The organism is Vibrio sp. 661 (assembly GCF_033339315.1).
Taxonomy (GTDB): Bacteria; Pseudomonadota; Gammaproteobacteria; order Enterobacterales; family Vibrionaceae; genus Vibrio; species Vibrio alginolyticus.
This window is the reverse complement of the sequence record NZ_JAWOUJ010000015.1, coordinates 1-15,554: the sequence shown is the minus strand read 5'-3', so window position 1 is coordinate 15,554 and position 15,554 is coordinate 1. Positions and strand designations below refer to the sequence as shown.

Below are 15,554 nucleotides of genomic sequence, written 5' to 3'. Positions count from 1 at the left end.
CCGCGCCAGTGAACTCTGTCATTGTCCCTTAACTAAGCACATCGAGGTTGTTTGGGTGTAAAACGTTGGAGTATACTGGCGCCCTCTAAAGGACTCAGATTGAATGCAATAAAACCAATTATGACTAAAGCACAAAACGTCGACCCAAGTGAAATTAAGAAATTCGAGGACATGGCTTCTCGATGGTGGGATTTAGAAGGCGAGTTTAAGCCACTTCATCAAATTAACCCACTTCGTTTGAACTATGTACTTGAAAAAGCAAATGGCTTGTTTGGCAAGCGCGCACTTGATGTCGGCTGTGGTGGTGGCATTCTTGCTGAAAGCATGGCAAAAGAAGGCGCTATTGTGACGGGGCTTGATATGGGTAAAGAACCATTAGAAGTCGCGCGACTACATGCATTAGAAACAGGTACTCAACTGACCTACATTCAGAGCACAATAGAAGACCACGCTATAGAAAACGCAGGAACTTACGATGTCGTGACTTGTATGGAGATGCTTGAACACGTTCCAGATCCTCTCTCCGTTATCCGCTCTTGTGCTGCGCTAGTCAAACCCGGTGGTCACGTGTTTTTCTCAACTTTGAACCGAAACATTAAGTCGTACTTATTTGCTATTGTCGGTGCTGAGAAGCTTCTTAAGATTGTTCCTGAAGGCACTCATGAGCACGATAAGTTTATCAAGCCAGCCGAAATGATGAAGATGATAGACCAAACTGACTTGACGGAAATGGGCATTACTGGGCTTCATTACAACCCTCTAAATGACAGCTACAAACTCGGTCGTAATGTAGATGTAAACTACATCGTTCATACTAAAAAATACTGAACGCTATTAAGTTAAAAAATGAGTTTTGTGATTGACATTTTTTAAAGAAAATGAATCGGAAGCGGTAGCACAAAGTTGCCGCTTTTTTTGTCTTTTTATGGCTAAAATTCGTGCTCTAGATTCCATTTTGACCAAGCCATTTTTCGTAGATAAAAACGGCCAAAGATCAAGGAAAATATTTTTGCATGCGGTTATTTCTAAACCGATCTCGAAACCGTACTTTTAACCATTCAAGTCTGCCCTTTTCTCATCGGTTAGTGTTCACTTACTGATTTTTTTCATTTTGTCAGTTATCCACAAGTCATCCCCGAACTGTACCTTGATAAATCAGTGTAATAGCACTATCTTGTAACCCGCAAACAAATGAACCCCTATATGTTGTGTTTAAGCGACAATATATAGATAGACTTTGATCACAAAGCCGCCGCAAGCTTTACTCATATTGCACATAAACAAACAAAAATACGGCTTTTATCAGTTTTCTTAGGGAAATAAAGCAGAATGAACCAACAACTTACCGTCACCAAGCGTGATGGCCGTAAAGAAAGTATCGATCTGGATAAAATCCACCGCGTTATCACTTGGGCTGCAGAAGGTCTAGATAATGTTTCGGTTTCTCAAGTAGAACTTCGCGCTCACATCCAGTTTTACGACGGCATCACAACGACAGATATTCACGAGACAATCATCAAGTCTGCGGCAGACCTGATCTCTGAAGAGACTCCGGATTACCAATACCTAGCTGCTCGCCTAGCGGTATTCCATCTGCGTAAAAAAGCGTATGGCCAATACGAGCCACCAACGCTTTATGATCACGTGTCTCGCCTCGTCGATATGGGTAAGTACGATCAACATATTCTAGAAGACTACACAAAAGCAGAACTCGACGAACTTGATGCGTACCTCGACCATAAACGCGACCTAAACTTCTCATACGCGGCAGTTAAGCAGCTAGAGGGTAAGTACTTCGTACAGAACCGTGTTACGGGCCAAATTTACGAAAGTGCTCAGTTCTTATACATCCTTGTAGCAGCGTGCTTATTTGCGAAATATCCAAAAGCGACACGTCTTGATTACATCAAACGTTTCTACGATGCGACATCGACATTTAAGATTTCTCTACCTACGCCAATTATGTCTGGCGTGCGTACCCCTACTCGCCAGTTCAGCTCATGTGTTCTGATCGAGTGTGGAGACAGTCTTGATTCTATTAACGCAACAGCAAGCTCAATTGTTCGTTATGTATCTCAGCGCGCTGGTATTGGTATCAACGCAGGTCGTATCCGTGCATTAGGCTCAGAGATTCGCGGTGGTGAAGCATTCCACACTGGTTGTATTCCGTTCTACAAGTACTTCCAAACAGCAGTAAAATGTTGTTCACAAGGTGGTGTACGTGGTGGCGCAGCTACTGTGTTCTACCCAATGTGGCACGGTGAAGCACGCTCACTAATGGTACTTAAGAACAACCGTGGTGTTGAAGAAAACCGTGTTCGTCACATGGACTACGGTGTTCAGTTAAACAAACTGATGTACCAACGTTTAGTTGAAGGCGGCAATATTACGCTATTCTCACCATCTGATGTACCTGGTCTGTACGACGCATTCTTCGAAAACCAAGAAGAGTTTGAGCGTCTATACGTGAAGTACGAGAACGATCCTTCAATCAAGAAAGAAACGGTTAAAGCGATTGAAATGTTCACTCTGCTAATGCAAGAGCGTGCATCAACGGGTCGTATCTACATCCAGAACGTGGACCATTGTAATACTCACAGCCCATTTGATTCTGAAGTCGCTCCAGTTCGTCAGTCGAACCTATGTTTAGAAATCGCACTGCCAACGAAACCATTAACTAACGTTGAAGATGACTCAGGCGAGATCGCACTGTGTACGCTTTCTGCATTCAACTTAGGTGCTATCAAGTCTCTAGATGATTTCGAAGAGCTATCCGATCTTGTTGTTCGTGCGTTAGATGCACTGCTTGATTACCAAGATTACCCTCTACCAGCGGCATACAAATCGACTATGAACCGTCGTACGCTAGGTGTTGGTGTGATTAACTTTGCTTACTACTTAGCGAAGAATGGCGTGAAATACTCTGACGGTAGCGCGAACGGCCTAACTCACCGTACGTTCGAAGCAATGCAGTACTACCTATTGAAAGCATCTGTAGCACTGGCGAAAGAACAAGGTAAGTGTCCTTCATTCGACGAGACGAACTACGCGAAAGGCTTACTGCCGATTGATACGTATAAGAAAGATATCGACCTAATTTGTGACGAAGCGCTGCACTACGACTGGGACAGCCTACGTAAAGAAATTATGGAGCACGGCCTACGTAACTCAACACTGACTGCACTAATGCCTTCTGAGACTTCTTCTCAGATTTCAAACGCAACTAACGGTATTGAGCCACCACGTGGTTACGTTTCAGTAAAAGCTTCGAAAGACGGTATCCTGAAGCAAGTTGTACCAGAGTTCACAGAACTTAAAGACAGCTATGAACTGCTTTGGAATATCGGTTCGAACGACGGTTATCTGCACCTTGTGGGTATTATGCAGAAGTTTGTTGACCAAGCTATCTCTGCTAATACTAACTACGACCCGTCACGTTACGAGACTGGCAAGGTTCCAATGAAGAAACTACTTCAAGACCTGCTAACAGCGTATAAGTTTGGTGTGAAAACGCTTTACTACCACAACACTCGTGATGGCGCGAAAGATGAACAGAAAGACGCTGTTCAACCACAAGATGACGATTGTGCTGGCGGCGGTTGTAAGATTTAATCTTCCCGTACCTAGCGAACCCGTAAAGACAGACTATCGATAACCTCCCCCTTACGGGGAGGTTTAAAAGGAATTGAGGCATTATGGCTTACAGTACTTTTAACCAAAAAAAGAATGACCAATTGAAGGAACCAATGTTCCTAGGTCAATCAGTAAACGTTGCACGTTACGACCAACAAAAGTTTGAGATTTTCGAAAAACTTATCGAGAAACAACTTTCTTTCTTCTGGCGTCCAGAAGAAGTAGACGTATCTAGCGACCGTATCGATTACAACAAACTGCCAGATCACGAGAAGCACATCTTCATCTCTAACTTGAAGTACCAAACGCTTCTTGACTCTATCCAAGGCCGCAGCCCTAACGTGGCACTGCTGCCGCTTGTGTCTCTACCAGAACTAGAGACTTGGATTGAGACTTGGTCTTTCTCTGAAACGATTCACTCTCGTTCTTACACACACATTATTCGTAACATCGTGAACGATCCTGCTGTAGTGTTTGATGATATCGTTGAGAACGAGCACATTCTGAAGCGTGCAAAAGACATCGCGCACTACTACGACGATTTGATTCAAGCGACGAATGATTACCATCGCTACGGTGAAGGTGAGCATGTCCTTAACGGTGAAACGGTTAAGGTTAGTCTGTACGATCTTAAGAAGAAGCTGTACATCTGTTTGATGTCTGTTAACGCATTAGAAGCTATTCGTTTTTACGTCAGTTTCGCATGTTCTTTCGCTTTCGCAGAACGCGAACTAATGGAAGGTAACGCGAAAATCATCAAGCTGATCGCTCGTGACGAAGCACTTCACTTAAACGGCACGCAGCACATGATCAACCTGCTACGTAACGGTCAAGATGACTTCACTTTCATGCAAATCGCAGAAGAGGCAAAACAGGACTGTTTTGACCTATTCAAAGAAGCGGCTGAGCAAGAAAAAGAGTGGGCAGAGTATCTATTCAAAGATGGCTCTATGATCGGTCTAAACAAAGACATCCTAAGCCAATACGTTGAATACATCACAAATATTCGTATGCAAGCGGTAGGTCTACCAGCAGCGTATCCAGAAGCAACAACCAACCCAATTCCATGGATTAACGCTTGGTTGTCTTCAGATAACGTTCAAGTTGCGCCTCAAGAAGCAGAAATCTCTTCTTACCTTGTGGGTCAAATTGACAATGAAGTTCGCGCAGATGACTTCGAAGGATTCGAGCTGTAATGGCAACACTCAAAATCAACAAACTGATCAGCATTGAATCCAACCCTTCCAATACGATTTTGGAAACAATGGAGCAAGCTGGCCTATTACCAGAATACAACTGCCGTGATGGACACTGCGGCGCCTGTCGCTGCAAATTGGAGTCTGGTGAAGTGGAGTATGTTGGTTTTGCCATGGCTTACACACAAAGTGATGAAATATTACCTTGTATCTGTAAAGCAAAATCAGATTTGTCACTTAGCGGCGTTAACTACGCGATGAAAGAAAAGCAGCGCGCATAACGTTGACTCGACGGTATAAAATGCAAAAGCCAAGGCAATCACCTTGGCTTTTTTGTCTCTGTGTTTTGTCTCTCAGACTACTGTATAGAGCTTTGGTTATAAAGCACTGCTCGGGAGGTGCATCTCTTTAACTTTCTCTAAAAATGCATAATGCGCAAACATCGGTTTACGTTCTAGGTAGCGACGCAACAAGTCTAGAGCTGCCGTGCTGATCACTTTAACTTGATCATTGCGCTGATACTTTTTCGAGAGTTTATATAATGCTCCCCACTCGCCTGACGGTGTCGATAAAGCGACGGAAAAAACACCCTCTTCAATATGGCCAGTAACGAGTGATAAATCCGTCCCACACTTCTCTCGCGTAGCGCCAGCCAGAGCAAACGTCTCTGCTAATGGATCTCCGCTGTTGGCCATCGCTTGAGTCAGGCTCGGTAGTATCCAACCATGCCCTAGTTGCTTTTCAGCGTTTTCATCGCCGTTTAGCCAGTACGTTAAGTATCCTCCGCTACTTTTTTCGGAGGTCGACACCGTTAGTCCTTTATCGACCAACAACTGGCCGACATTTTCAACCATAGGTAAGTCAATACTAACGGTATTACTCTCAAGGTGTTTATTAATTATCTGTACTAGTTTCAAACGCTGTTCAATCTGATCTGAAGGACCAAAAAGTTTCACTTCAATAAAAGGCAAGTAAGAGCGATACCCTAGCTCATAGCCTTGAGGAAGTTTTAGCTGATCTAGCTTATCTGAAATACCTGATTCAGACAGACCAAACGTGTAGATTCGACTACAACATGAGCCTTGAACATCGGGAAACACTCTTCTCAGATCGGGAAGAATTTGCGTCTCTGCCATGAGCTTAAATTCACTTGGTACACCCGGTGTGAAATAAAAAATGGCATCATTAATCAGCATTTTGAAACCGCAAGCAGTGCCTATCGGGTTGTCCAATATCTCTGCCGTTTCTGGCAGCATTGCTTGCTTTAAATTACTGTCCGGCATAGGGATGCCACGTCGAGCATACAAACTTTCTAGATGCTGTAACCACTCTTTGAATAGCACCAGTTTACAATCGGCGGCTCTCGCGGCGGCGGCAGCACTCATGTCATCCGTTGTAGGGCCTAAACCACCATTAACAATAACCACATCGTTGTTAAAGCTGAGCATTAAAAACTCTTCAACCAAACTCGATAGGCTATCACCAACCGTTGAGCGCTTTGTTAAGCCAAATCCATGTTGATAAAACAGGCTAGACAACCATGCCGCATTAGTATCAACAATATCACCGTGGAGGACTTCCTCACCAGTACTAAGCATTGCTATTTTCACAACTGACTCCTGAACGTAAGCACAATCCTATTTTCGTTATAGCGCTTATTTTTCTTTTTATTTGGACAAATCTCGCCGAGGTTTGTTGGGACTAAATAAGGGTCAAGTGTTTAAATGATTGATGTTTTGAGGGATAATTACGAGCCCGAACATACACCATTAACTCGGAGACCTTTGTGTCAAAATCATCCATGTTCAAGACGACTCTAACAGGCCTTTGCTTGGCTTCGTCAGCGCTTGCGCACGCAAGTCACTATGACCTAAGCCGTCATACAGAGTTTTCTTACACACCTGATTGCTTGTCAGGTTACTGCGAAACGACGACTCTGTACACCTTCGAGGCTCAAAATCGCGGTGTTATGTATGAACAGAATAATGATGATTCGCTAAACCTTGACGCAGGGCTTCAGCCTAAACATCTCATCATCCCTCAAGATAAAGACTGGGATTACCTGATGGGTCAAACCTACACCATTCTAGGTCTCAGTATCGCGACCGTAGGCATGATGACTTTTCTTCCAGAAAGTATCACCAAATGGGACGAAGAAGACCGAGACATGAGTAAGTTGGGGCAAAAGTGGAAAGATAATGTCTCTGACGGCCCCGTTTGGGATCGCGATGAACATGTCCTCAACTACATCATGCACCCATATTTTGGCGGCGTTTACTACACGGCAGCACGTCACGCTGGCTATAATGAATTTCAGTCGTTTTTGTACTCCGCAACTATGTCGACGTTCTTTTGGGAGTATGGCGTGGAGGCGTTCGCAGAAGTACCATCTTGGCAGGATATTTTTATCACACCATTCTTTGGTGCTGTTGTTGGTGAAATGATGTTAACGGCTGAGCAAGACATTATTGCAAACGGCGGCGAAGTTATGGGCTCTGAAACCGCAGGTGATGTTTCGCTCTTCTTCTTAAACCCTGTTGGACATATTCATTATTGGGTAACTGATGCATGGGGCGGTAGTGCAGAACTACAATTCAATTCATCACCTTGGTTTGGAAACCAAGATGTTGCAAAATTCGCCATGGACGCAGGCGCAAACTATGACAGTCAATTTTATGGTGTCGAGTTAAAAGTAACCTTCTAATCCTAAGTTGATACTCGGTAAAAAGCAGCCTTACGATGGCTGCTTTTTTGTGCTCTGAACATTGTTTTAATTATTTGCATCACGAATTAGTGTTAAAAATTGACTTTCATCAAACATTACCCGCCCTTAGCACCTACACTAAATAAAAGGATTTATTCCAATAACTTAAGTAGCACGTTTATTCGTACTGCGTCCAAACCTTGATTCCAGGAGGGGACATTATGAACACCGTATTTATTGTTAATTTTGTCGGACAAGCGTCACCCGCCACGATTAAAGAGCTCGCTGCAATCACACACGAAAACGGCGGGAAATGGCTGATCAGCAAAGTAAACTTTATCGAAGACCAAGTTGCAGGTGTCATCAAAGTAGAGCTTCCAAGAGAAAATGCCGACATCGTTAAACAGGCGTTCTCTTCTTGTCAGACTCTTGTTGTTAGGTTCGTCGACTCTGAGCCTCATTCATATCGTGAAGACACTATCTTCCAACTTCGTTTAGATGCCAACGATAGAGCGGGTATTGTGAATGAAATTACTCACGTTCTCGATAATCAAGGTATCTCAATTTTAGATATGGATTGTCAGCGTGTATTCATTGCTGGAGGCGGAGGGGTAAGCTCTAGCTTATTCAGCGCTAAAATGGCGATAAAACTGCCTAGCGAGCTAGAAATTGAAGACATAGCCAATGAGTTAGAATCTCTGAGTGAAGACACTCGTGTGATTGTGGAGAGTTAATCACGTACTGTTATCGTTTCCCCAATAAAAAGAGCAGCGATTAAGCTGCTCTTTTGGTGCTTATGGCGCGATACGTCTTATTTCACTGACCACTGAGATAGTGAACGTTTGAAATCAGAGTAGTCAAATTCATTCAGTTTTTGAATGTCACCATTCGAGCGTTCACAGTAGACCGACGGCATACGTAGACCGTTAAACCAGTTCAATTTCACCATGGTGTAACCCGCACTATCAAGAATATGCAGACGTTGTCCAATTTCTAGCGGCTGTTCAAAGTTCGCCACGCAGAACTGGTCACCCGCAAGGCATGAACACGAGCCGATCACATACTCATGTTCACCATTTTCAGACGCTTCTAGAATCGATGCAGGCTCGTCGTAAATCAACGTATCAAGACGGTGTGCTTCTGTTGCTGAATCCACAATCGCGGTTTTCTTTACGTTCTCAACGATATCAACCACAGTGACCACTAGGTCAGTCGTCTTGGTAATGATCGCTTCGCCCGGTTCTAGGTACATTTGCACGCCGTGTTTTTCAGCAAACGCTTTCAGCGCTAGGCCAAGCTTTTCGATGTCATAACCCGGCCATGTGAAGAATACCCCGCCGCCCATGCTCACCCAGTCCAGCTTATCTAGGTACTCGCCAAACTGATCTGAAATAGCATCGAGTAAGCCGATAAACGCATCCACGTCTTTGTTCTCACAGTTCATGTGGAACATTACGCCATCAATACCATCAAAAATTTCCGGTTTGATGTGATCAGCCTGAACCCCAAGACGAGAGAATTGACGCGCTGGGTTTGCTAAGTCTTGCCCTGCATAGCTCACACCTGGGTTTAGGCGCAAGCCAATCGATGCTTTACCTTCGACAATATGACGATAAGCCGCTAGCTGTGACTGAGAGTTAAAGATCATCTTGTCACAGATGTCCGCCACATCGCGAACGTCATCTTCGCTGTAACCCACACTGTATGCGTGTGTCTCACCACCGAACGTTTCGTAGCCAAGCTTCACTTCAAACGGGCCAGAACTTGTTGTTCCGTCTAGGTAAGGCTTGATGATGTCGAATACACCCCATGTTGAGAAGCACTTCAGTGCTAATACAAGCTTCACACCAGAGATGTCTTTTAGCTGTTTTGCTTTCTCTAGATTCTCAATCAGCTTGTCTTCATTGATCATGAAGTATGGCGTTTTTAGTTCGTTTTGTTGCATTTTGATACCTTACGTCCCTTCGCCTTAGCAAAGACACTATAAAATCGAACAAAGCCGACGCAAGTGCATCGGCTTAAACGTACAAATAAGAGTCGCTAAATTCTTACTTCAATTTATGGATAACAGGTTGTCCTGGCTCCAGTTCTTGAACATGCCAATCTAGACCAATAGATGGTATGGTTTCTAGGAATGGGTCTGGATCTAGCTGCTCCATGTTGAACACGCCTTTGTCTGCCCATTTGCCACGGAAGAACTGCAAAGCCGCAGTGATCGCTGGTACGCCAGTGGTGTATGAGATAGCTTGGTGTTCAACATCTTCGTATGCGACTTCGTGATCAGCGTTGTTGTAAATAAATACACTGCGCTCTTTACCATCTTTCTTACCTTGAACCCAAGTACCGATACACGTTAGGCCAGTGTAGCCTGGCGCGAGTGATGTTGGATCTGGTAGTAGTGCTTTTAGCACGTGCAAAGGTTGAACAACCGTACCGTCGTGAAGCGTTAGTGGATCTGGGCTGAGTAGACCGATGTCGCGCATCACATTGAAGTAGTTTAGGTAACGGTCACCAAAGCCCATCCAGAATTCGATGCGTTTCGCCGGGATGAACTCTTGCATAGATCGAACTTCGTCGTGCGCCATTGAGTACACTTTGTGTGAACCACAATTCGGGAATTCAAACTCAAGCATACGTGAGTGACAAGGTACTTGTTTCCACTCGCCGTTTTCCCAGTAGAACGAATCGCCTTGAATCTCAAGCATGTTCGTTTCTGGATCAAAGTTAGTTGCGAACTTCTTACCGTGGTCGCCTGCGTTTACATCCATTACGTCGATAGTATCGATTTCATCGAACAGATGCTTCACTGCGTATGCGGCAAACACCGATACTACGCCCGGATCGAAACCAGCACCAAGAATACCTGTAATGCCCGCTTCTTCAAACTTCTCACGGTAACCCCACTGCCAATCGTAAGCTTGAGGTACTTGTTGGCCTTCAGAGCACAAATCAACCGCAACAGATGTATCAAGGTATGACACTTTAGCTTGGTAACATGCTTCCATAATAGACATGTTCACCCAAGGAGGACCTGCGTTGATCACTAAGTCAGGTTGTACTTCTTTAATTAAAGCAACTAAAGAATCTACGTCGTCCGCGTTTACCGCTCGCGCTTCTAATTTCTTAGTTGAATCTTTCAGATTGTTTTTCTTCTGAATCGATTCGATGATTTTCTCACACTTACCTACGGTACGTGATGCGATTGTGATATCACCCAGAACGTCGTTGTTTTGTGCTGCTTTATGTGCAACTACCCAGCCAACGCCGCCTGCACCAATCTGTAGAATTGCCATAGTTTTCCGTTACCTTTGTTAAACTAGCTCTGCCGCTAGCGTATTGATTTTTGAGAGCAAAGATTCAAAGTCCGCCGTCGTCAGACACGGGTTCAAAATCGTAAATTTCAATGCAGTTTTATCGTCGACAATGGTTTCACCCAATACCGCAATACCGCGTGTTAACGCTTCTAAGCGCAACGTTTTGTTCAGTTCATCAAGATCCGCTGATTCATTTGTCGCGCGGAACAGAACCGTAGATAGTGATGGTTCAGCCAACAACTCAAAGTGTTTGGTTTCTCGAATCATGTCCGCCACTTCAAGCGTCTGCTCAAGCAAATGATCATACATATCGCCTAGGGCTTTTGGCCCTACGCTTTGCATCGTCATAAACACTTTGAGCGCATCAAAACGCTTAGTTGTCGCAATAGACTTATCCACCAAGTTCGGTAGTTCGTCGTGTTCGCGGTTCAAATAGTCTGCATGGTGAAGCAGGAATTTAAAGTTAGACTTGTCATTTACCAATAGCGCACCACAACTGATGGTTTGGTAAAACAGCTTATGGAAGTCTACGCTGATGGAATGTGCACGCTCACAACCTTTCAGACGCGCTTTTTGGCTACTTAGAATCAGAGCTCCACCGTATGCACCGTCGACGTGCATCCACATGTCATGTTTCGCTGCCATATCGGCGATAAAGTCTAAGTCATCAATAGCACCGTGGTCCGTTGTACCCGCTGTACCAACAATGGCAAATGGGATCAAACCTTCTGCTTTGGCCTGATTGAGAACTTCGTCTAATTTAGTGACATCCATCGTTCCATCGGCATTAGCATCGACAGTCATGACCGCTTTTTCACCCAATCCCATCCAAGACGCTGATTTTTGAACCGTGAAGTGGGACTTTTTCGAACATACAATACGTAGCTTGTCTGCGTATTCAGGAAGGCCAAGCTTTTGAATTGAGTGTGCACTGAGTTTGTCAGCAATCCAATCTCGCGCAAGCATCAAACCCATTTGGTTACTTTGCGTGCCGCCGCTCGTGAAGATACCGTCCGCTTTTGCACCTAACTCATATTTATCGCATAGCCAGTTCACAACTTTCTGTTCAACATAAGTCGCTGATGAAGCTTGATCCCATGAGTCCATCGACTGGTTCAAAGCCGCAATCATTGCCTCTGCCGCGATCGCTGGCATCAACGGTGGAGTATGTAGGTGAGCAATACAATCTGGATGTTGAGTAAAAATTGCGTTTTTCGCGACCAGCTCAGCAGCATCGTCGATAACGGATTTAAGAGGTGCATTTCCATTATCAAGATCAACGTCGTGAATCGCTGCTTCCAATGCTTTTGGATCCATACCTGAATACGGTGCAGTCACTTGTTCAAACACTGACTTCATTGCCGTAGTAGTGTGATTCATCACCGAAGCAAATTCATTGCTGCCCATCTCTCCAGTGTGGATGAAATGCTTCTTCCATTCATCTTGTGGCTGAGTTTCGATGTGACTACCGCCAGCGGCTAAAATCGCGTCTTCAAATACACGTAAAGCAAAGTCGATTTGCTGAAACGAGATGATAAGAGGAGGAAGGAAACGAATTACTGCGCCTTCGCGGCCACCTTTCTCAACGATCAAGCCACGCTCGAGTGCTGCGCGTTGAATAGAAAGTGTGAGTTCACTATCCGCTTGAGGTTCACCAAATTTATTGAGCTCACCGTTTGGGGTTTTAATCTCCACGCCTAGCATCAAACCTTTGCCACGAACCTCTGCGATACAGTTCACACGCTTTTGAATACTTTCAAGGCCGTAGCGCAAGTACTGACCCGCAATATTGGCATGCTCAACAAGATTATCACGCTGGATAATTTCTAATGCTTTCGCACCAGAGACCATGGCTAACTGGTTACCACGAAATGTACCTGTGTGCTCGCCCGGCTTCCATGTATCATGTTGCTTGTTGATAACCAATAGCGACATTGGTAATCCACCGCCAATTGCTTTTGATAAACACAGAATATCTGGAACAATGCCCGACTCTTCGAACGCGAAATTGTAGCCAGTTTTACCAACACCACACTGGATCTCATCGAAGATCAGTAAGATACCGTGTTCATCACAAATACGACGTAACTCTCGTAGCCAGAATGCTGGCGCAGGAACAACACCACCCTCACCTTGCACTGGCTCCACGATAATTGCGGCAGGCTTCATAATGCCTGACTCATCATCGTTTAAAAGACGATCGATATAGCGAATACTTGCTTTTGCACCTTCATCACCGCCAAGCCCAAAAGGACAACGCAGGTTGTATGGGAAAGGCATAAAGTGCACATCCGACATCAAACCAGTTCGACGAGCTTTGGTGCCTAAGTTACCCATCATCCCCATCGTACCATTAGTCATACCATGGTATGCGCCACGGAAGGCAAACATAGTGTTGCGACCGGTAGTCTGTTTCGCGAGCTTGATAGCAGCTTCAACCGCATCAGCTCCAGACGGGCCACAAAATTGGATAACGCTGTTCTCGCTTAACTCTTGAGGAAGAAAAGACTTAACAGATTGAATAAACGTCGTTTTTGCTGATGTTGCAATATCTAGCGTCTGATATGGCAGTCCTGAATCTAATTGTTCTTTCAGCGCTTGGTTTATTTCAGGATGGTTATACCCCAAAGCTAGAGTGCCTGCCCCCGCAAGGCAGTCTAGAAAGATCTGTCCACGCGTATCTTCAACCAAGCACCCAAAGGCTTGTTTAATTGCGATCGGCAAACGACGTGGATAAGAACGTACTTCAGATTCATGCTCAGCCTGATCAATCAATACTTGATCTGGCGTTAAGTCATACGTTCCCTCAACGATAGGAACCTGAGACGAAAAAATGTTTGCGATATTGCTATCGACTTCAAAGGCAGTGCTCATACTACATAATCCCTTGAATTATAATAATTCTATATCCTGTATTAATAATCATTAGAATGAAATTACAGGAGGTGTGAATACCCCTCCGCATTTGTCAGTGCATAAATGACAAATACAGATCATCCGCCACGATACTCGCGACTTTATATGTAAAAGGGATTAATCAAGGTTCTGTAATGCACCCGTTTTGTAAAACAGGACATTTCGGCAGTATGAAGCTGATTAGTGTGTGTTTATTCAAAGGTTTCAATGTTGGGTTTCCCATTAATATGCCGCGTTTACAGCATTAGTATCCCGTCTATCGACAAAAGGCTTTGCCGATACCTACCCTACGCAGTGTCACAATCAGCTTGAATGGTCACTACGCGTATCCCCCAGAGATCAAACGTTGTTAATTACGCTCCGAGATTGCGCGCGAATTTATCACAAAATAAAATCTTCTGGCAACGATTTTTCATATTAGTAACAGTGATGTAAATCACAACAAAACATACCCCATCGAAACTCGCATGTTCATATTCATGAGCTAAGCTTTTCTGCTTCTCTCAAACAGCTGTTATTTAAACAAATATTCTTGAGATATCATCACCTCATCCAACAGAGGTTTAAGGTTGTGCTGCTTAATCGTAAAACATTCCTTTCTATATCCGGAACATTTAAAAAGATAGCATTCTCGTCACAGCTTTGCCTGGAGCAAGAGTGGTTATTCTCCACAAGTGATGGTTTAAACATAGACTAGTAGGAATGGCTAAGATGCTTTGCAATGGCAGAATGAACAATCACTTGAGTCAATGAGACAAAGGGTTCGTTACTTAACGAAGTCTGTGACAGAAAAGAAGTTTGAGATTTTCAAAAAATACGAAAAAGGCCTAACATTTTCATGTTAGGCCTTAAATCTGGAGCGACACACGAGGTTCGAACTCGTGACCTCAACCTTGGCAAGGTTGCGCTCTACCAACTGAGCTAGTGTCGCATTTAATATGAGATGGTGCCCCGGGCCGGACTTGAACCGGCACAACGCGAACGTCGAGGGATTTTAAATCCCTTGTGTCTACCAATTCCACCACCAGGGCACACAAATATTCTTTGTGATGCCTTTACAGAAAAGTAAAACACCATCTGATATCGCCAATGCCATATCAATAAAATTTGGAGCGACACACGAGGTTCGAACTCGTGACCTCAACCTTGGCAAGGTTGCGCTCTACCAACTGAGCTAGTGTCGCATTTTTCTCGAAAGCCATTCGCTCTCAAAAGAATAATGGAGGCGCCTCCCGGAGTCGAACCGAGGTCCACGGATTTGCAATCCGCTGCATAGCCACTCTGCCAAGGCGCCTCATTTGTGAATAAAGATAAGCTTTTTCACCACCCTTTCGAGCCGTGCTCTCTTGGGTACGGGATGCATTCTACGGATTCGAGCGATCGAGTCAACACTATTTTTATTTTTTTAAATCGTTTGACTAGAATTTGTGCGAAAGACGATGGATTGCTTAGTTTTAATACTAAAAATCGCTTAAATACACTTGTTTATCATAAAACTTTGGCTACGCCTTACACTGCTGGCCGTGCGTTGCGTGCATTGAAGTATTAATAATCAGAAGACTCGCCTCTCTAAGACTCTCCAAGGACAAAAACAAGACTTAGATCACAAATAGAACTCTATCGAAGCAAAAGCCCCAGATACAAATTGCAAACATGGCCGTTAGCAAGCATTGAAAAGCGAGAGAAGCCAAAAATGCTGTAGATTGTCTTAGATGTAAATTACCACCTTCTAAAGAAGGTGGCTTTGTGTGAGCCCCCTAAAAGGGGGCCTTTGTTTAGTCCAGCGCCAAT

General features: G+C 44.3%; 10 protein-coding genes and 4 tRNA genes. 6 read left to right on the top strand and 8 right to left on the bottom strand.

Translation table 11 applies throughout. The features are described 5' to 3' along the window. Positions 1–120 precede the first annotated feature (120 nt). The 4 genes from ubiG to yfaE all read left to right on the top strand — a co-directional run bounded on the left by ubiG (position 121) and on the right by yfaE (position 5,110). Positions 121–828 (top strand): bifunctional 2-polyprenyl-6-hydroxyphenol methylase/3-demethylubiquinol 3-O-methyltransferase UbiG, encoded by a 708-nt coding sequence (ubiG, locus tag R7P69_RS19595; protein WP_005376820.1) that lies wholly within the window; start codon positions 121–123, stop codon positions 826–828. Positions 829–1,329: 501 nt separating this feature from the next. Beyond that, positions 1,330–3,612, top strand: coding sequence for a class 1a ribonucleoside-diphosphate reductase subunit alpha (gene nrdA, locus R7P69_RS19590; RefSeq protein ID WP_005376819.1), 2,283 nt, complete (start codon positions 1,330–1,332; stop codon positions 3,610–3,612). Between the two features lie 83 nt (positions 3,613–3,695). Further along, positions 3,696–4,829: a class Ia ribonucleoside-diphosphate reductase subunit beta gene (nrdB, locus tag R7P69_RS19585; protein ID WP_005376818.1), complete on the top strand. Its 1,134-nt coding sequence runs from the start codon at positions 3,696–3,698 to the stop codon at positions 4,827–4,829. After that, positions 4,829–5,110, top strand: a complete 282-nt coding sequence (yfaE, locus tag R7P69_RS19580; RefSeq protein ID WP_005376817.1) for a class I ribonucleotide reductase maintenance protein YfaE — start codon at positions 4,829–4,831, stop codon at positions 5,108–5,110. Before nrdB ends, yfaE begins: the two co-directional genes overlap by 1 nt. 96 nt (positions 5,111–5,206) lie before the next feature. Here yfaE and R7P69_RS19575 read toward each other — a convergent pair whose 3' ends face one another. Beyond that, positions 5,207–6,439, bottom strand: a complete 1,233-nt coding sequence (locus tag R7P69_RS19575; protein WP_047103272.1) for a CinA family nicotinamide mononucleotide deamidase-related protein — start codon at positions 6,437–6,439, stop codon at positions 5,207–5,209. A 191-nt stretch (positions 6,440–6,630) separates the two neighbouring features. Here R7P69_RS19575 and R7P69_RS19570 point away from each other — a divergent pair, with 191 nt between their 5' ends. Together R7P69_RS19570 and R7P69_RS19565 are read left to right on the top strand one after the other, a co-directional pair. Continuing rightward, positions 6,631–7,533, top strand: coding sequence for a DUF3943 domain-containing protein (locus tag R7P69_RS19570; RefSeq protein WP_005376815.1), 903 nt, complete (start codon positions 6,631–6,633; stop codon positions 7,531–7,533). Positions 7,534–7,754: 221 nt separating this feature from the next. After that, positions 7,755–8,267, top strand: a complete 513-nt coding sequence (locus R7P69_RS19565; protein ID WP_005376814.1) for a glycine cleavage system protein R — start codon at positions 7,755–7,757, stop codon at positions 8,265–8,267. A gap of 77 nt (positions 8,268–8,344) precedes the next feature. Here the strand turns inward: R7P69_RS19565 and nspC are convergent, their stop codons facing one another. The 7 genes from nspC to R7P69_RS19530 form a co-directional block, all read right to left on the bottom strand. After that, positions 8,345–9,478, bottom strand: a complete 1,134-nt coding sequence (gene nspC / locus R7P69_RS19560; protein ID WP_054577687.1) for a carboxynorspermidine decarboxylase — start codon at positions 9,476–9,478, stop codon at positions 8,345–8,347. A 103-nt stretch (positions 9,479–9,581) separates the two neighbouring features. Continuing rightward, positions 9,582–10,826 (bottom strand): carboxynorspermidine synthase, encoded by a 1,245-nt coding sequence (locus R7P69_RS19555; protein ID WP_238952024.1) that lies wholly within the window; start codon positions 10,824–10,826, stop codon positions 9,582–9,584. Positions 10,827–10,844: 18 nt separating this feature from the next. After that, positions 10,845–13,721 carry a pyridoxal phosphate-dependent class III aminotransferase gene (locus R7P69_RS19550; protein WP_238952025.1) on the bottom strand — a complete coding sequence of 959 codons (2,877 nt, stop codon included), beginning with the start codon at positions 13,719–13,721 and terminating at the stop codon, positions 10,845–10,847. An 897-nt stretch (positions 13,722–14,618) separates the two neighbouring features. After that, a tRNA-Gly gene (locus R7P69_RS19545) sits at positions 14,619–14,694 on the bottom strand. Between the two features lie 13 nt (positions 14,695–14,707). Then, positions 14,708–14,794: transfer RNA gene (locus tag R7P69_RS19540), tRNA-Leu, on the bottom strand. A 77-nt stretch (positions 14,795–14,871) separates the two neighbouring features. Next, positions 14,872–14,947, bottom strand: a tRNA-Gly gene (locus R7P69_RS19535). Between the two features lie 36 nt (positions 14,948–14,983). After that, positions 14,984–15,057, bottom strand: a tRNA-Cys gene (locus tag R7P69_RS19530). Positions 15,058–15,554: the final 497 nt, after the last annotated feature.